The organism is Pseudopedobacter beijingensis (assembly GCF_042678145.1).
Lineage (GTDB): Bacteria > Bacteroidota > Bacteroidia > Sphingobacteriales > Sphingobacteriaceae > Pseudopedobacter > Pseudopedobacter beijingensis.
Window position 1 is genome coordinate 123,236 of record NZ_JBHUDG010000019.1, and the last position, 17,469, is coordinate 140,704.

The 17,469-nt window shown below is 36.3% G+C and carries 14 protein-coding genes; 6 read left to right on the plus strand and 8 right to left on the minus strand.

Going from position 1 to position 17,469, the window contains the following annotated elements:
- Positions 1–60 precede the first annotated feature (60 nt).
- Positions 61–666 (minus strand): porin family protein, encoded by a 606-nt coding sequence (locus ACFSAH_RS12845; protein WP_379663147.1) that lies wholly within the window; start codon positions 664–666, stop codon positions 61–63.
- Between the two features lie 182 nt (positions 667–848).
- Positions 849–1,685 (minus strand): KPN_02809 family neutral zinc metallopeptidase, encoded by an 837-nt coding sequence (gene ypfJ / locus ACFSAH_RS12850; protein ID WP_379663148.1) that lies wholly within the window; start codon positions 1,683–1,685, stop codon positions 849–851.
- Between the two features lie 71 nt (positions 1,686–1,756).
- Between ypfJ and ACFSAH_RS12855 the strand changes: the two genes are divergently transcribed.
- Positions 1,757–2,113 carry a hypothetical protein gene (locus ACFSAH_RS12855; RefSeq protein ID WP_379663149.1) on the plus strand — a complete coding sequence of 119 codons (357 nt, stop codon included), beginning with the start codon at positions 1,757–1,759 and terminating at the stop codon, positions 2,111–2,113.
- A gap of 177 nt (positions 2,114–2,290) precedes the next feature.
- On the opposite strand, the gene ACFSAH_RS12860 is transcribed toward ACFSAH_RS12855, so the two are convergent.
- Entirely contained in the window at positions 2,291–4,825 is a 2,535-nt protein-coding gene (locus ACFSAH_RS12860) for a phosphocholine-specific phospholipase C (RefSeq protein WP_379663150.1), read from the minus strand.
- 195 nt (positions 4,826–5,020) lie between these two features.
- Complete coding sequence (locus ACFSAH_RS12865) at positions 5,021–5,242, minus strand: hypothetical protein (protein WP_379663151.1); 222 nt, start codon at positions 5,240–5,242, stop codon at positions 5,021–5,023.
- A gap of 451 nt (positions 5,243–5,693) precedes the next feature.
- Here ACFSAH_RS12865 and ACFSAH_RS12870 point away from each other — a divergent pair, with 451 nt between their 5' ends.
- Positions 5,694–5,870 carry a hypothetical protein gene (locus ACFSAH_RS12870; RefSeq protein ID WP_379663152.1) on the plus strand — a complete coding sequence of 59 codons (177 nt, stop codon included), beginning with the start codon at positions 5,694–5,696 and terminating at the stop codon, positions 5,868–5,870.
- Positions 5,871–6,368: 498 nt separating this feature from the next.
- Here ACFSAH_RS12870 and ACFSAH_RS12875 read toward each other — a convergent pair whose 3' ends face one another.
- From ACFSAH_RS12875 to ACFSAH_RS12885, 3 genes are all read right to left on the minus strand, one after another.
- Positions 6,369–7,589: an efflux RND transporter periplasmic adaptor subunit gene (locus tag ACFSAH_RS12875; protein WP_379663153.1), complete on the minus strand. Its 1,221-nt coding sequence runs from the start codon at positions 7,587–7,589 to the stop codon at positions 6,369–6,371.
- Positions 7,590–7,631: 42 nt separating this feature from the next.
- On the minus strand, positions 7,632–11,993 hold the full coding sequence (locus ACFSAH_RS12880; protein WP_379663154.1) for a CusA/CzcA family heavy metal efflux RND transporter: 4,362 nt from the start codon (positions 11,991–11,993) through the stop codon (positions 7,632–7,634).
- 167 nt (positions 11,994–12,160) lie between these two features.
- Entirely contained in the window at positions 12,161–12,484 is a 324-nt protein-coding gene (locus ACFSAH_RS12885; RefSeq protein ID WP_379663155.1) for a DUF6660 family protein, read from the minus strand.
- 245 nt (positions 12,485–12,729) lie between these two features.
- On the opposite strand from ACFSAH_RS12885, the gene ACFSAH_RS12890 reads away from it, so the two are divergent.
- The 4 genes from ACFSAH_RS12890 (at position 12,730) to ACFSAH_RS12905 (ending at position 16,829) form a co-directional block, all read left to right on the plus strand.
- Complete coding sequence (locus ACFSAH_RS12890) at positions 12,730–13,644, plus strand: ROK family protein (RefSeq protein WP_379663156.1); 915 nt, start codon at positions 12,730–12,732, stop codon at positions 13,642–13,644.
- Positions 13,645–13,661: 17 nt separating this feature from the next.
- A complete protein-coding gene (locus ACFSAH_RS12895) occupies positions 13,662–14,921 on the plus strand; it encodes an MFS transporter (protein ID WP_379663157.1) in 1,260 nt (419 codons plus the stop codon).
- A gap of 298 nt (positions 14,922–15,219) precedes the next feature.
- Positions 15,220–16,278, plus strand: coding sequence for a LacI family DNA-binding transcriptional regulator (locus tag ACFSAH_RS12900; protein WP_379663158.1), 1,059 nt, complete (start codon positions 15,220–15,222; stop codon positions 16,276–16,278).
- Between the two features lie 50 nt (positions 16,279–16,328).
- On the plus strand, positions 16,329–16,829 hold the full coding sequence (locus ACFSAH_RS12905; protein WP_379663159.1) for a GNAT family N-acetyltransferase: 501 nt from the start codon (positions 16,329–16,331) through the stop codon (positions 16,827–16,829).
- Here the strand turns inward: ACFSAH_RS12905 and ACFSAH_RS12910 are convergent.
- Positions 16,826–17,263: an N-acetyltransferase gene (locus ACFSAH_RS12910; RefSeq protein ID WP_379663160.1), complete on the minus strand. Its 438-nt coding sequence runs from the start codon at positions 17,261–17,263 to the stop codon at positions 16,826–16,828. The two genes, ACFSAH_RS12905 and ACFSAH_RS12910, sit on opposite strands and share 4 nt — an antisense overlap.
- Positions 17,264–17,469: the final 206 nt, after the last annotated feature.

Genomic DNA, 17,469 nt, shown 5'->3' on the forward strand with positions numbered 1-17,469 from the left:
ATGCAAAAAGGACATCTTCTTAAATAGAAGATGTCCTTTTTTATGTAGAGAAATCGTTTTTTAGAAAGCGAAACCTACAGAGAATGATAATACTCTGTTATTTTTTTTGATTGATCCGTCTCCAGGCTTTAAATTAGATAAACCTAATCCGTAACCTGCACCAATATTAAAGCCAGATGCAAATTGGTAACCCACTAATCCATTAAGACCTACATCAGTACCTTTAATAGAATCGGTGTTTTTATTTCCTATATTAGTGTCAGACTTATCTCCATTGATTTTATCTTTTCCTGAAACATTAAATCCAACATAAGGGCCAGCACCAATAAAAACTTTGCCAGGACCAGCAGGAAAGTAACCGACGATGTTAAGCGGGATGTCTATAGACATTACATCGTGAGTTATATCATTACCAAGAATTGTAACTTTCCCTCCTTTACCTTGTAATGAAATACCTGGTTGGAAAGAAACAGCTGTAGAGAAAGGAATATCCGCATATCCTGTCAAGTGATAGCTGGTTATAGTTTTTGTAGAAGAACCAGAGTCTTCATATCTGTATTTTGGTAAATTAATCCCTGCTTTTAAACCAAACGAAGTTTTACCAGTTTGTGCGTATGCAGCAGCCCCCATAATAAATGCAGCTGCTACTAAAAATAGTTTTTTCATAACCGATTGTTTCTAGTTTTAAATGTTATTGCTTCTGCAATATTCAATCCACAGACCAAAAAATAAATTATACTTAAAACTATTCTATTGTTTTGATAATGAGTCTATTCTTGGTTGGGGTGTGTTATGCAATACAGAACCTTATGTGTAGCTTTTATTATACAATTGGAAGAAAAATATGCTTATAAATCTACACTTTTGAAAGTATCTCCTTGTCTGATATCTCCTGTTTGGTAACCCTTTTTAAACCATTTTACCCTTTGTGCAGATGTTCCGTGGGTAAACGCATCGGGTACCACATAGCCTTGTGCCTCTTTTTGGAGTCTGTCATCGCCAATAGCATTTGCAGCATTTAAAGCCTCTTCTATATCACCTTCATCTAATAACATATTCTTTTCCTGAAAATGAGCCCATACCCCCGCATAAAAATCAGCCTGTAATTCCAACTTTACAGACAGTCTGTTATATTCAGCTTCGCTCATACGGCCCCGGGCTTGCTGAAGGATTTGGTTGGTTCCCAGTAAATTTTGGACGTGATGCCCCACCTCATGAGCTATAACATAAGCCATAGCAAAATCTCCCGAAGCTTTAAACCTGCTTTTTAGTTCATCATAAAAAGAGAGGTCTATGTATATTTTACTGTCTCCGGGGCAATAAAAAGGTCCCACAGCAGCGCTTGCCGATCCGCAGGCAGAATTAACACTACCTTCAAATGTTACCAGGGTAGGTTCTGCATATCGCTTCCCGTTTTCGCTGAATATTTTAGTCCAGACATCTTCTGTATCTGCCTGTACCACTCTTGTAAAAGCTTCGGCTTTACTCTGAGAGGCATTTTCAGTAGAGGTTTGTTCGCTGGTTATATTTTGTTGTTGTATAACATTTAACAACTGTCCGGGGTCTTGTCCAAATAATAAACCTAATATTACAATAACAATAGTTCCTATACCGCCAATAGCGATACCTTTTCCCCGGCCTCTTCTTTCGAAATTGTCACTTTGTCTGCGTCCTTCCCATTTCATAATTTTCAGGATTTTTATCTTATTAAGCGTAATTTTATAAATAATGTTTTAAATCTATTTATTTTAATTGTATGCAGGAAGAGAGATGTCTGAATTTAGGAACTGATTTAGATAACAAAGAAGATAAAGTATCGACGCTATATATTTTTCTGAATAAAAACCTGAAGCAGTTGCACGAATTGCTATTTACCTATCATTATGCTAAAAGGGAAAGTGTAGCAGATCTGGTTATCGTAAAAGAAAGTATTACGTTTGATACTTATAACAGGGGGACTTTTGTAATCAGATACACCATTGGTTTATCTAATGCATGTGCTGATTTACATTATGAGTCTACAGATAAAATGAAAATTTCATTCGCCATAGAAGATCAGGATTTAAGGATAAAGGGCGAGTATTGGCCAGACGAAGAGCCTCATGAGATTTAAGGATTATCTATTAGCCCGATAAAAACAAGCCGTTTTACACAGCTTAATTGTTCAAAAAACGAATAAACCCCATCTGGGGAGTTAAGAGATGCATTCTAACCCTTGGACAGAAACTTCAAAGTTCTATCCGTTAAAAACATCCAGCTCTGAAGGTATATTATTCAGAGCCGATGTTAATTAAGCTTTACCAATTAACGGATCGGTAATACTTTCCTTTCCGTTTTCTACCCGTCCGGCTAAACGCTGTTTATAAGCAGAGTTTTTAGATGCCGAAACTTCCAAATCGTACCAGCCCTGGGTTTTAGATAAATCTATAATGACTACTTTATTGCTATTTGCCATAACCAGCGTGTCTATAGGTTTTAGTGTGTTGTACGAAATATCTTTGATAGATATATTAACATCTGTTTTTCCCTTATTAGACAGGGTTATTATGGCCTTATCACTTGCTTTTTTTGTTAGTTTATTGATTTCCGGTTGTATAGAAACGGAGAGAATTGGATCATGTTCGTTTCCTTTAAATTCGCGGAAAAAGCCATTAGGGCCATGTAAACGAAGGTGGTACTCTTTATTTTCAAAAGCTGCTAAAGGAAAGTTATAAGAGATAATATCCCCGGCTTTTACAGCAAAAGACCAGTTTTTATACGGGGCATTTTGTCCAGCTTCATCTTTAAATACCGAAGGAGCATAAACCGTAAAGGGCGCACCTGCAGATTTTTCTCCAAATACATCTTTAGCGGCAGAAAAAGATATCCCAAAAGTATCTTTAGCAGCATTTAAACTTGCCGGTGCATCTAACTGATACGGAATAGCACATGATTTTCTATTCCCTTTTTCCTGCACATGGGTAAAACCAGATAAAGCTTTCCCTTTTTTTACATTATTAATGTCTATATCCGTTAATTTAATAAAGTCTTTAGGTTCATTTTTAAACTGAGCGCTGTAGATAGATTCTACAAACTGATTTCTGTTTAAAAAAGGAAGCGTTTTATCTTTAGGATCAAAAGGACTGAATACCGAAGTTAAATCACCACAAATAGTTCTTCTCCATTCGCTTATGTTTTCTAAACGGATGTTTTTCTTGTATTTTCTGTTTACAAATTGTTCTAAAAACTGTAGGGTAGAAGTATGGTCAAAAACCTCTGAACAAACCTTTCCACCTCGGCTCCATGGCGAGGCAATATACATAGGCACTCTAAACCCAAGTCCAATAGGAGCCTCTCGGGCTTCTTTTTTGGGCACCCCCTGTGCAAGCTCATTTTCTAAACGAACATGTTCTACCTCGCTGTCTATACCCGCAGAAAGTTTTCCTGTTTCCGGTTTGTTGTTATCAGGGATAGAGAATGGAGGGATATGATCGTAATAACCATCGTTTTCATCATAAGTAACAATAAATATGGTTTTTTTCCATACTTCCGGGTTTTGGGTCAATATATCCAGCACCTCAGAAACATACCATGCACCATACCATGGAGCACTGGGGTGATCCGAAAAGTTTTTGGGTCCCGCTAGCCAGGATACGGTAGGTAGTTTACCCGCTTTAACGTCTTTTCTGAATTGGTAAAAAAGATCACCCTTAGGAATAACCATCTCTCTTTTCTCGTTTCCGTCTTTATAAGTATGTTTTTCAAGAGCTCTGTGGTTAGGGTCGCTATCATTAATAATAAAAGCCCTTTTATAAAGTTCTTTACTTCTGGCATCCAGTTTTTCCCAGTTTTCACGGTTCCATACTTCTAATTGTGCTTTTGCATTTTCTAACGCTTTTTGTTTGTTTTTAATGGCTGCCTGTATTTTGTAGGCATCCTCTTGGTTTTTGGGAGTTCTATTTTCAAGAGCCTCAATTTCTTTGGGGAGTTTATCTATCTGCTTTTCATAACTTCTGATATTTCCTTCTCTGAATTTAACCTTATAAGCTTCAAAATGTTCGAGATTGTTACAGCCAAAATTAGCAAACCACGATCTTTCATCGCCCACATAATCTCCGCCACAACTTAAGTCGCTTTGGTAAAAGCCCCAGTTTATACCATTATCCTGAAGTAATTCAGGAAAAGTCTTCCACCTTTGTTTGGCATAGCCAAAATCAGTATTTCTTATATTAGCCTTTAAACGGCCTTTTTCTGTATTGGTTATTTTTCCAGACCAAAAGAAAGAACGGTTAGGAGTAGTGCTGGTCATGGCCGAACAAAAATTTTGATCGCAAACCGTAAAAGCATCCGCCATAGCATAATGGAAAGGAAGGTCTTCTCTGGTAAAATAGCCCAACGTTAATGGCATTTCACGGTAATTTTTATTGCCCGGTCGTTTAGCTATTAGCCATTTATCGTATTTTCCGCCATTATATGCATCAACCTGGCTTTGTCTGGAGTGGGGTAAAGAACCCATCCAGGTTATTTTACTGTCTTTAATATTTAGTCTGAAAGGGGCATAAGTGTGGCCCAAAGCATTAGTTTGGTACCAAACAGGCTTACCGTCCGGCAGGTTAACAGCTCGTGGGTCGTTAAAACCCCTAACCCCTGATAATGTTCCAAGGCAATGGTCAAAAGACCTGTTTTCCTGCATCAGGATTACAATATGCTCTGCATCTAAAAAAGTACTGCCCGGTTCCGGATCTATAGCCATAGCTTTCTGGATAGAAATAGGCAGTACAGACGCCATTCCTGCGGCTCCTGATAATAATATTGATTTTCTTAAAAATTCTCTTCTATTGTCCATGGTTTAAGTTGGAGATTTGGAAAGTGAATTTAAGAATATTCAAGTGAAATTTAAATGAATAATGTGTTATTTTTTGTTTTGTATGGTTTCGGGTATCTTTCGACTGCTTTCTTGTTTAGTGTTTAATATTACTGTATAGCTATGCAGAAGCTGTTTTTGTGGATTTTAGAAAATAAAAACAAACTCTTGAGTTAACTAATAAGTAGAGATGCTTTGGATGAAGATCAGTTTTAATACTAAGTTTTTTAAGTATTTGAAACAAAACATATAAAAGGAGCTTTGTGGTGGTAAGGTTAACACTATTGTTTTAGGAAAGTTAGCATTGTGTGCAAGATTTCCTGCCATAAGCTTGGTCTTAATGTGCGGCTCCACATCAGTATATTGGCCATAATAGGTAATAACTCCGTCTTTTCTCATAATATAATCCTTTTAGTTTTTATGAAGATAAGGTGGTTATGCAGCGCTTTGCAAAATATAGGGAGCAGGATTATGCCAGATTAAGCTAATTTATCCTTCGGTGTGCTTCCGTTGCCTAAAATGATCCAAACTGTTCTTTATTAGTCCTTTTTATGCTGATTTATCTTTTGGTTTTATGAAATGTGAGTTTGGGTTAAGCTTAGGGTTAGCAACTCTGGGTTGTAAGGGAACAATTTCTGGTTGTTTAGCTACATTTTAGAGTTGAAGGGTTTGGTTTTGATAGTGGATAGGTTATGGTTTATAGAGGGATGGATGTATATCTTTTGGGTTTTATTACAAGTTAGGTTGATTAAATGCTTTGGCATTTGCGCACATACCTTTCCGGCTCTCATAGGCGAGCCCTAGTAACTTTATTCATAGTTTTTATTTGTTTTTTAAAAGGCTTTCATGAATGCTTCGCATGTTTCCGCAAAAGTTACCAAAACTCTCGGCTACGCCCTTTGCTATTAAAGTTTATGTTATAGGTTTGCCTGTAATTGCCGCAAAGGCCAGGGCCGAATTTAAGGTAAACGGTTGTTTTTGCTTTGGCTTGATATGGTGTATAGAGCAAGACCATGGTTTGCAATAACGCAAGACACTCCATTGCTAAGTATGCCCTTTGGCCTCCTAAAATTAGCGTTAAGAAAACCTGCGAAGTAAGCGTTAAAAACAAAATGTTGTTTGAGCGTAGCGAGTTCATTTTGTTTTTAACGCAGCTTGGTTTTTAACTCATTTTGGGTAGCCTTGAATTATTCATTAGTTATTATTGTTTTTTGGTATTCATGAACTCGTAAGCTCGTTTTTTGGTACTTTTTGTATCAAGACAAAATGCCTTAGCATTCTTGAGAGCCTTAAACAAACAATAAACAATATTCGAAAAAAGAACTAGGCCAGCCGCCGGCTATGAGGCGGAAGATATATGAGTATCTAAACATAACTCAAGCTATTAAGAAAATAACCTTGTATCTGCCAATCAAAATTAATTACTTGTAATACTATAAATAATACACAACAAGCCCAGCATCATCTTTAAGAATAGATACTAAGCTTGTTGCTCTAAATAAAATTAATACACATAAAGACCAACTTAATGCTCATGCTCTCCGGTATCAGACATTTTAGCGTTGATAAAAAATGCGCCATTAACGACTACTTGAGTACCCTTTTCAATTTCTTTTACCGGAGTAACAGCTGTATAACCAAGTTCAGAAACACCTTTTGCTACTTCTATTTTTTCGAAGGCCGTTTCTTTTGCATCGTTATGCTTGTCTTTATCTTCGGTGACAATAAAAATGTAGTTTTTACCATCAGCCTCAACAATAGCTCCATTTTTGACGGCTTTTGTAGGGGCATTGTTCAGGTCTATTAAAGCTGTAACGTTCATACCGTCTATTAACCCGTTTTTTTCTCCAATCACATCACAATGTATAGGAATGGTTTTGCTCTCGTTTTCAAAAGCTGAGCTGATACTGAATATTTTTGCCTGATAACTAACCGATGGATTATTGGTAAGTGTAAAGTTTACAGTTTGTCCGATTTTTAAGAATGGAAGATCTTTTTCGTAAACATTAACATCCAGATGGATACCAGAATTGTTAACCACTTCTGCAACCGGAGAAGATACATCTACATAACTTCCTATTTTAGCATAGATATTACTAACAGACCCGTCAATAGGACTTAAAATAGAGATATTGCGTCTAACATTTGTATTATCTATTCTGTCTGGGTTAATACCCATGAGTTGAATTTGCTGATATAATGATGCTTTCCTGATTTTTAAGTTCTTAAGCTCAGTATCTGCATTTTGAAGATTTTTTAATGCCCCTACGTTTCCATCATTCAAATCTTTTTGTCTTTGCTGTTCCAGTTCTGCAAAATTAATTTTGCTGAGAATGGTAAGGTATTCTTCCTGAATCTGTATGATATTGGGATGTGATATAGTGGCAATTACCTGACCTTTTCTAACCTTAGACCCAACTTCAATATTTAGGGTTTGGATAACCCCACCATACATAGAAGTAATGTTAGCTTTGTTATTGTTGGGTACTTTTAGTTTTCCATTAATCTTGATGGTTGCTGTAAGGTTTTTGTCCTCTATTTCTCCAAAGGCAATCTGTATAGATTTCATTTGATCGGGTGTTAAAGACGTTTTATTGCTGTTCTCTTCTTCATGCTCGTGGTTGTCCTGCTCTTTATTTTCTGTAGACGAGCTGTTGCTTTTACAACTGTAAAAAACAGAAAGAGAGCAAAAAAGTCCCAGTAATAAAAGGGCTTTTAGAGTATATGGGCTTTGATTATTTTTCATCTGCTTAATATTTATTGCTGTTATCTTTATTTTTATCCAGATTTACTGATTGATTAAATAATTGATATCAATAACCGATTGATTGATTTGTTCTATAGATTTCAGGTACTCCAGTTCTACATCCGTAGCCGTTTGCAGGGCATACAAGTATTCTACATAAGTAATTTCGCCTGTTCGGTACCCTAATTGAGCTGCATTAATAATCTGTTTAGCGTTTGGAAGTGCCTGCTTTACAAAGTACTTATAACGTTGGTTGAAAAAGTTGTACTGCTCAATCTCGTTCTGTAATCTGGATTTTAAATTCAGTTTTTCATTTTCCGCTTTAACCTCCAAAGCCTGTTTTTGCAGATCAAGAGATTTAATCCTTCCTTTATTTGCATGGAGGGTTAACGGTATGCTTATTCCAAAATTAATATAGCTAAACCGCTTATCAGATCCATAAAACTGTTCCTGATTATTTACGGTATAAGTACCAATTATAGATTGGTTATTATAACCAAAATTAAGATCGGGGAGCGTTTGAGCCCTTTCCAGTTTCTTGTTTTTATCCGCTGTTTCAGCATTTTGGTAAATGCTTTGGATAAAAGGATGCTTTTCTATAGAGCTGCTGTCTATAGCTTGTGTTAATTGTAAAGGGCTAAAATCAGTTGAACTAATAACCTTTATATCTTGCTGAGTATTTAAAACAGCTTTTAGTGATTGATAAGCATTTTTTAATAAAGTTTTATTCTGCAGGTAAAGCAGGTTTATTTCACCCTGTTTAGTTTGGGCAGTATTAATTTCTAACAAACTGCTTTCGCCACTCTTGTGTCTTATACCAGCCGCTTTTACAAAAGAAAGGTAAAGACTATCCAGGTGCTTAAGTTTCCGGTCGTTTTCTTCCAGATATTGGATCTGGTAAAAATATCCCCGTACATAACTCTTTACCTCATTTAAACTAATAGCTTGTTGTAAAACACTTTCTTTGACTTGCGAACCTACTACCTTTTTACGCGCTCCAAAAACACTGGGAAAAGGAATGTTCTGGTTAATTTGGAAAAGATTATCTTTCTCCAGACTCCCTATATTACCATATTGGCCGTTAAGTTCTGTTTTGGGAAGCTCAAACGCAGTAGAGCGAAGACTTTCTGCCGCTTTGGTTTCCAGATATTTAGATTTAAGCTCAGGATTGTTGTTAATAGCCATAGCTATCGCTGTTTCTATAGTAATAGAGGTTGCTTGTGTTTCCTGAGCTTTTATAGTAGAGAAAGAACCTAAGCCTAATAGAGCCAATATCAGCGTAAGGGTTTTTGGTTTTGTTTTCCATTTAGAATTGAACATAATATACAGTAAGGGCAGTACAAATAAGGTGAGCAGGGTAGCGGTAATTAGTCCACCAATAACTACGGTGGCTAAAGGACGTTGAACCTCTGCTCCGGCGCTGGTACTGATAGCCATAGGTAAAAAACCTAAACTGGCCACTGTAGCGGTCATTAATACCGGGCGCATTCTGATTTTAGTGCCTTCTATAACCCGTTTAATGATATCAGAATATCCTTCTTTCTCTAATTGGTTAAATGTGCCAATAAGTACAATCCCATTTAACACGGCCACACCAAACAAGGCAATAAAGCCAATACCAGCAGATATGCTAAAGGGCATTCCGCGTACAAGAAGTGCAAACACCCCACCAATGGCACTCATAGGAATAGCAGTAAATATTAAGCCCGCTTGTTTAAATGAATGAAAGGTGAAATAAAGCAGCATAAATATTAATAATAGAGAAACAGGAACGGCAATTAATAATCGCTGAGATGCTTTTTGCAGATTCTCAAACATGCCTCCGAATGTGTAGTAATAGCCAACAGGTAACTGTATCTGCTGATCTATCTTTTGCTGTATTTCTTTTACCACACTGGCAACATCTCTGCTATCAAGATTAAAACCAATTACTATTCTTCTTTTGCCATCTTCCCGGCTTATCTGGGCAGGCCCCAGTTTATAAGTTACGTTTGCAATTTGAGATAAAGGTACCTGATCTCCGCCCGGCAGCGGTATCCATAAATTGGAAACATCATCTATAGAAGATCTGTAGCTGCTATCTAATCTTACCACCAGATCAAAACGTCTTTCGTTTTCAAATACCATTCCACTTGTTTTACCGGCAAAAGCAGTACTAACAATATCATTAACCTCTTTTACATTTAAGCCGTAATTGGCAATTCTTGCCCGGTCGTATTCTACATTAATTTGCGGAAGTCCGGAAGTCCGTTCAACCATAGGAGCAGAGGTTCCTTTTACTCCCTGCACAACAGTAGCCACTTTATTGGCATAGGTAAGGAGAGAGTCCAGGTCTTCACCAAAAATTTTAACAGCAACATCCTGTCTTATTCCAGTCATTAACTCGTTAAAACGCATTTGGATAGGCTGGTTATCTTCAAAGAAAACTCCAGGTATTACAGATAGCTTTTCCATAATTTCTGAAGACAGCTGTTTATATGTTTTTTTAGTTTTCCATTCGCTCTGCGGTTTTAGTATAATCATCAGGTCCGTTGCTTCTGGCGGCATGGGGTCTGTAGGAACTTCTGCAGAACCTGTTTTTCCAACAACCATTTTAACTTCATCAAATTCTTTGATAATTCGGGATGCCTGCATAGAAGTTTCCAGACTTTGACTTAAGGATGTACCCTGAGGTAATATACAGTGGAATGCATAATCGCCTTCTTCCAGATTAGGGATAAATTCTCCACCCATTTTAGAAAACAACAGCAGCGAAAACAAGAACAATCCGACTGCAGCACTTACCAGCAGATATTTAAACCGAATAGCCTTTTCTAATAAAGGAGTGTATATTTTTTGAAGATAAGCTATCATCCGGTCAGAAAAAGATTGCTTATTATTCTTGGTTTTAGGAAGAAATAAAGCACACATCATGGGGATGTAGGTTAACGAAAGGATAAGTGCACCTAAAATGGCAAAACCTACGGTAATGGCCATAGGAGAGAACATCTTTCCTTCAATTCCAACCAGCGTAAGAATAGGGATATACACAATTAAGATAATGATTTCTCCGAATGCCGCACTGGTTCTTATTTTGGAAGCAGAGACAAAAACTTCCTCATCCATTTCCTGTTGACTTAGTTTATGGATAGACTTTCTGAGCCCCAGATGGTGTAGCGTGGCTTCAACAATAATGACGGCCCCATCTACAATGAGCCCGAAATCTATGGCTCCTAAACTCATTAAGTTAGCACTGATGCCGAAAACATTCATCATTCCCAGTGCAAACAGTAACGATAAGGGGATTGCTGATGCCACAATTAAACCTGCCCGTAAATTTCCAAGGAATATGACCAGAACAAAAATAACAATCAATGCACCTTCTATCAGGTTCTTCTCTACGGTTTTCATTGCCCGTCCCACCAAATCCGTACGGTCAAGATATGGCTCTATTAAAATGTCATAAGGTAAAGATTTTTGTATGGTAGGTATTTTTTCTTTTACCCTTTTTACAACTTCATTGCTGTTTTCCCCTTTTAGCATCATTACCACACCTCCAACAGCATCAACTTCGCCATTATAAGTCATGGCGCCATATCTTACGGCACTTCCAAATTTTACCGAGGCTACATCTTTTATGTAAGTAGGAATGCCGTTAGCATTGCTTTTGATTACAATATTTCTGACATCGTCCAAAGAAGTTACTAAACCAACACCTCTGATAAAATAAGCATTAGGTTTTTTGTCTATATAGGCACCACCGGTATTTTGGTTGTTATTTTCTAAAGCCGTAAAAATATCAGGAATACTAATACTCATGGCTTTTAAGCGGTCAGGATTTACCGATACTTCGTATTGTTTAAGTAAGCCTCCAAAGCTATTGATTTCTGCTATGCCCGGCGTTCCGCGTAGCTGTCTGGCAACAATCCAATCCTGCATGGTTCTTAGTTCCATAGCAGAATACTTGCTCTCCGAACCTTTTTTTGGATGCAGGATATATTGGTATACCTCGCCCAGTCCTGTACTTACAGGTGCTAATACAGGTTTCCCAATTCCGACCGGAATTTCGTCATTTACATCTTGTAACCTTTCGTTGATCAGTTGCCGGGCAAAATAAATGTCAACCTTCTCTTCAAACACAGCAGTAATTACAGATAATCCAAATCTGGATATACTTCTGGTTTCCTCCAACCCCGGCAAATTGGCAATACTCTGTTCTATAGGAAATGTTACCAGTTGTTCAACCTCTTGTCCGGCAAGGGTAGGACAAGCAGTAATAATCTGAACCTGATTGTTGGTAATATCCGGTACGGCATCTATAGGAAGTTTAGTAGCGCTCCAGATACCCCAGAGGATTAAGACAAAAGTCATAATCCCAATAAATATTTTGTTCTTAATACTAAACTTAATAATGTGATCTAGCATCTTTATTAATCTTAATTGAATAAATGATTTCGAGATAAATCACACCATGCTTGCCCAACCATATAAAAGAGACCTAAATACCTCTTAATAGGTTAACATCTGTGGGGATTTATCAAAATAGGATAAAGGAATAAACGGATAAGAATATCCTATCCTTTAAATAAAGATTATGCGTTTATCTTGGGCGGTTGCCAGATTTTGCAAGAATAGTTAGAATGAAATTTGGAGTCAAAAGCGAAAACCTGTTTCAGTTCGGTAGGGTATAGGGGTGTTTCTTCAAGGATGTTAATTCTTGTAGGTACACTTACAACACTATGGCAACAGCTACATACACATATAGGACCACAAAGATCTACAGGTTTACTTTCATTAGGATTGTGGGTTGTCATTTCAACAACAGCATCACATTGCCCGCCCGTTTGATTGTCTTCACAAGGTAAAGCAGTCAACAGAGACATATACATGATAAATAATAGTTGAAATATTCTCACTTTACAAAAATATCATATTCATCATAAAAACAAAGTTGTTGGAGTTAAAAAAAATAAATGTTGTGATTTTGTTACTGAATAGATATTTGAAAATACAACTATTATAAACTCTGTTTCTATGCTAATGAAGACACTTTTAAGTCTGTTTTTTTGTTAACTAAAACAAAATCTAAAGGAATTTAACCATAATCTAAAGTCACTAAAAGTATCTCTTTTTACTTTCGCTAAAATAATAACAAATAAAAGTGAGAGAAATATATTCTGTAGGAATTGATGTTGGAGGATCGTCTTTGAAGTGCGGTTTGGTGAATGAAAAAGGAACAATAGTTTATTCATTCGTAATGCCGTTATCAGAGGTCTATTCTGCAGATGAGGTTATAGCCTTAATCAATGCGGCTATAAGAAAATGTGTGAGCCATACCACGGAAAGAGTGTTAGGGGTAGGTTTAGGCTTTCCGGGAATTGTTTTTGATGATTTTGTAATTGGTGGAGCAGATAATTTGCCGGAGTTTAAAAATATTCCCATTGGAAAAATAATTACAGAGTCTACCGGATTACCCGTTGTGGTAGATAATGATGCTAATATGATGGCTTGGGGCGAGAAAAGTTTTGGAGCAGGACGTCATGTATCTGATGCTGTTTTTTTAACGGTAGGTACCGGTATTGGCGGTGGGCTTATTATCAGGAACGAGCTGTACGGTGGTTATAAAAATCATGGTACAGAAATAGGACACATGATACTGCAATTGAATGGTAATAGCTGTTCTTGTGGTGCTAAAGGTTGTTTTGAGGCCTATGCTTCTGTTTCTGCATTAATTAGAGATTATAAAGAATTAACCGGAAAAAGCGCTAACGGAAAACACATTGTAGAAGCTTATCATAAAAATGAAAGCGAAGCTGTAGAGGTATTGCATAAACATTTTGATTATATGGCTGCGGGTATAACCGGACTGGTTAATTTGTTTAGCCCGCAAAAGGTCATTGTTGGCGGAGGAATTTCCGAATCAGGAGAGTTTTATATCAGAGAAATAAGAAACCGTGTAGCAAGTATGGCTATGCCGGATACTATTAAGAATACGCAGATTTTACGCGCCGAACTGGGAAATAATGCTGGTTTATTAGGATGTGCAGCTAACGTATTCTCTAATTTTAAATATTAACCTTTATAAACGAAAATATGCAAAGAAGTAAGTTTTTAGTATTCATTATCTTAATAATTTGGTTCGTAATATCATTCGTAACCAATATTATAGGGCCATTAATGCCTATTATTATAGAAACTTATCAGTTAAGTTTAACCATGGCAGCCTTTTTACCTTTCTCTTTCTTTCTGGCCTATGGTATAACCTCTATTCCAGCAGGTATGCTGATAGAAAAGATGGGAGAAAAGAAAGCTATGCTTATAGCTTTTATGCTTAATTTTTTGGGATCTATGGCATTGGCGGCAAATCCAACCTATATAACAGCCTTATTTTCTTTATTTACCATAGGAATTGGGATGGCTATGCTACAGGTTATTATTAATCCATTAATGCGTACCGTTGGAGGCGAAGAACATTACGCCTTTTACTCAGTATTGGCTCAGTTGGTATTTGGTTTAGGCTCTTTTGTGAGCCCATTCGTATTTACCTATATGACCTCTGCAGAATTTACCGGAAATACCAACGGAGGTATTGTGCAATTCCTCAATTCATTGGTAAACAATAATATGCAGTGGACCATTTTATATTGGTTGTTTGGTATTATTTTCATATCCATATTTATACTTATTTCCTCTTTAAGTATCCCCAAAGTAGAATATAATGAAGACGAAAAGGCAGGGACAGCAGATGTATATCTGGGTTTACTGAAGAATAAAAGCGTTATTTTGTTTTTTGTAGGGATTATAGCCTATGTAGGAACAGAGCAATCTCTAGCAAACTGGATGTCCGAGTTTTTAAAACAGTACCATCAGGTAGACCCGGTTACACAGGGGGCGCAAGCAGTTGCCTGGTTTTGGGGTTTAATGTCTGTGGGGTGTTTGTTAGGTTTAGCACTTTTAAAAGTTATAGATTCTAAACTGGTTTTAAAAGGAGCAGCCCTCATTACTTTTATAGCCCTCACATTAGCCTTATTTGGTTCGGCAGAAGTATCTTTTTATGCTTTTATGGGGTCAGGGTTTACTATTTCTGTAATGTTCTCCATTATATTCTCGTTGGCACTTAATTCAATAAGCAGTCACCACGGTTCATTTTCAGGTATTTTATGTACCGGTATTTTCGGTGGAGCCTTAGTGCCATTGGTTGTAGGTTCATTGGGAGATATATTAGGTTTAAGGTATGCCATGATGTTTTTATACATCACCATTGGCTATATATTGTTTCTGGCATTTTATGCTAAACCATTAATAAATAATAAAACCATCTCTATAAAAGAATTATTCGCTGGTAAAAAATAGCAAGCGAAACCCGTTGACAATAGACAGCATGCGCCAAACAAAAAACACACACACCTAAGGTGCATGTTGTCTGTCATTAACTCTACATTATACTCAAAAAACAGCTCACTGAGTTGCGTTTTTTTTTAAGAATAAGTTGTTTTAAATAAATCTCAGTATTTCAGATAGCTTAAACCAACAAGACTAACCTCTGTAATACACCATAACTTAACTACTCGTACAAAAAGAGTTTTTAATAATTATATTAATTTATTGATACATTTGCTTGCCGATAAATAGTATTGTCAATAAATTAAGTATGACTAAGAAAATTGTTCGTATAAAGGATATTGCCTCAAAATCTGGAGTTTCTACAGGCACTGTTGACAGGGTTTTACACAATAGGGGCAGAGTATCTGAAGAGGCTAAAAAGAAAGTTTTAGAAGTAATAGAAGAATTAGGATACGAACCTAATCTATTAGCAAGAGCCTTAGGGAATAATAAACTTTTTTCTATCGCAGCATTAATTCCTGATTATCATGTAGACTCTTATTGGAAAGCCCCGTCAGACGGAATACTTTATGCAGAGAAAGAGTTACGAGGTTATGGTATTACGGTAGAGCAGTTTCTTTTTGATCCTTATGATGTAGATTCATTTGAAAAAAAAGCAAAAGCCATACAGAAAGCAAATTTTGACGGCGTATTATTATCGCCAATATTTTATAAAGAGGTTTTACCCTTTTTAGAAAACCTACAGCAAAACAAAATACCTTTTATATTTTTTAATACCCAGATAGCTGATTTTGGACCTTTAAGTTATATTGGACAAGACTCTCACCAGAGCGGACTGGTTGCAGCCAGGTTAATTCATAACAGTATTTCCAAAGGAACCGTAGTTATAGCGCATATTGATGAAACGATAAGTAATGCAGCACATCTTAATGAAAAAGAAAAGGGATTCAGATCTTATTTCCAGCATAAAAAAACAAATATAAAGTTAATAAGTGCCGAGTTAAATAGGGCTGTTGAAAGCGGTTTTTTTGAGCAATTGGACAGTCTGTTTGCCAATCATAAAGAAATTACTGCCTTTTATGTAACCACATCAAAAGCTTACCATATAGCCAAGTATTTAGAATTACGTAATATACAGGGAGTTAAAATAGTAGGATACGATCTTTTGACCCAAAATATAGGATACCTGAATGCCGATAAAATCAGCTATCTCATCAATCAGAACCCGTACGGACAAGGTTATTTTGCAGTGTCTTACCTTACAGATTATTTGGTGTTTAAGAAAAAAGTGCCGGCAATTAAATACCTTCCTTTAGATATTGTTATCAAAGAAAACTGCGAATACTATTTAGAACAAAACCATTAAAATAGTTTAAAATCAGTAACTTGCTGTCTTAGATGTCATATTTAAAGGATATGGTAATATTACAGCCTTTTGAAAGAAAAGATTTTGACAGATTAATTGACTGGGTGAACAGTGAAAAGGATTTGGTGCAGTTTGCAGGTAAACTGTTTGAATATCCTTTAACAGTTGCACAGTTAGAGCGTTATGTTGGCGATAGAAATCGTTTTGCATTTAAAGTGATTGCTCAGCAAAATAAAGAAGTTATTGGACATGCCGAGATTTATAGAGAAAGTGTGGAAGAAGCCAGACTTTGCCGGATATTGATTGGTAATCCGGCATATAGGGGAAAAGGGATTGGGAAAGCCATTGTTAAGGAATTACTAGACTTTGCTTTGAGTAATTTTAATGTAGAATATATAGACTTAAATGTCTACAATTGGAATACGTCTGCTATAAAATGTTACGAAAACATGGGTTTTAAGGTAAATCCACTAAAGACCTCAACAATTGTAGTAGGTGGTGAAGATTGGATAGCACTTAACATGATTTATAACCCTGAAACAACTCCTTAGTTAAAGTTATTAGAATAAACCATTACCGTTTCTTCTTCTCCTGTATGCTCATCCACTCGTTTTTCAATAACTTTAAATCCCTGTTTTTTATAGAAAATAATAGAATCGCTATTCTTGGAATATACCCCCAACTCTAAAATGGGATGTCGTTGTTTAGCAAAATCCATCAGCTGTTTACCTATTCCTTTACCTTGCCATTCTGGTGAAACAAAAAGTGCGGCAATATAGTTTTTTACCAGGGATATGAAACCAATGACACCTTTTTCCTGATCAAAAAACACAAAAGTATGACTGGACGGAAGGTAGATCTTTCGCATATCCTCAGACTTTTTTATCCAATAATTCTGTTCGACAAAATCGTGAGCCAGAATAGAAGCTTTTAACCAGATGCTTATAATGCAGTCCAGGTCTTTATTTTCAAACGATCGAATCATTTTTTGTTTAAAAACAATAACATAAATTACTAAACAAATGTTATTAAAAAAAGTAAGGTATGGAATTGATTTATTATTAGGAAAATGTAGATTTATATCAGGGAGTTGTTTAAACTTTTGGCTGTTAAAAAATGATTCCCAATAAATTTCCAGTTTTGTGTTGCTAAATCATAAAACGCGGAGTCAAGTTGGGAATCATCGATAAA

Bases quoted from the DNA above. Each gene is read 5' to 3' on its own strand.
- ACFSAH_RS12845 (WP_379663147.1), bottom strand. From the start codon at position 666: ATGAAAAAACTATTTTTAGTAGCAGCTGCATTTATTATGGGGGCTGCT.
- ypfJ (WP_379663148.1), bottom strand. From the start codon at position 1,685: ATGAAATGGGAAGGACGCAGACAAAGTGACAATTTCGAAAGAAGAGGC.
- ACFSAH_RS12855 (WP_379663149.1), top strand. From the start codon at position 1,757: ATGCAGGAAGAGAGATGTCTGAATTTAGGAACTGATTTAGATAACAAA.
- ACFSAH_RS12860 (WP_379663150.1), bottom strand. From the start codon at position 4,825: ATGGACAATAGAAGAGAATTTTTAAGAAAATCAATATTATTATCAGGA.
- ACFSAH_RS12865 (WP_379663151.1), bottom strand. From the start codon at position 5,242: ATGAGAAAAGACGGAGTTATTACCTATTATGGCCAATATACTGATGTG.
- ACFSAH_RS12870 (WP_379663152.1), top strand. From the start codon at position 5,694: ATGCTTCGCATGTTTCCGCAAAAGTTACCAAAACTCTCGGCTACGCCC.
- ACFSAH_RS12875 (WP_379663153.1), bottom strand. From the start codon at position 7,589: ATGAAAAATAATCAAAGCCCATATACTCTAAAAGCCCTTTTATTACTG.
- ACFSAH_RS12880 (WP_379663154.1), bottom strand. From the start codon at position 11,993: ATGCTAGATCACATTATTAAGTTTAGTATTAAGAACAAAATATTTATT.
- ACFSAH_RS12895 (WP_379663157.1), top strand. From the start codon at position 13,662: ATGCAAAGAAGTAAGTTTTTAGTATTCATTATCTTAATAATTTGGTTC.
- ACFSAH_RS12900 (WP_379663158.1), top strand. From the start codon at position 15,220: ATGACTAAGAAAATTGTTCGTATAAAGGATATTGCCTCAAAATCTGGA.
- ACFSAH_RS12905 (WP_379663159.1), top strand. From the start codon at position 16,329: ATGGTAATATTACAGCCTTTTGAAAGAAAAGATTTTGACAGATTAATT.
- ACFSAH_RS12910 (WP_379663160.1), bottom strand. From the start codon at position 17,263: ATGATTCGATCGTTTGAAAATAAAGACCTGGACTGCATTATAAGCATC.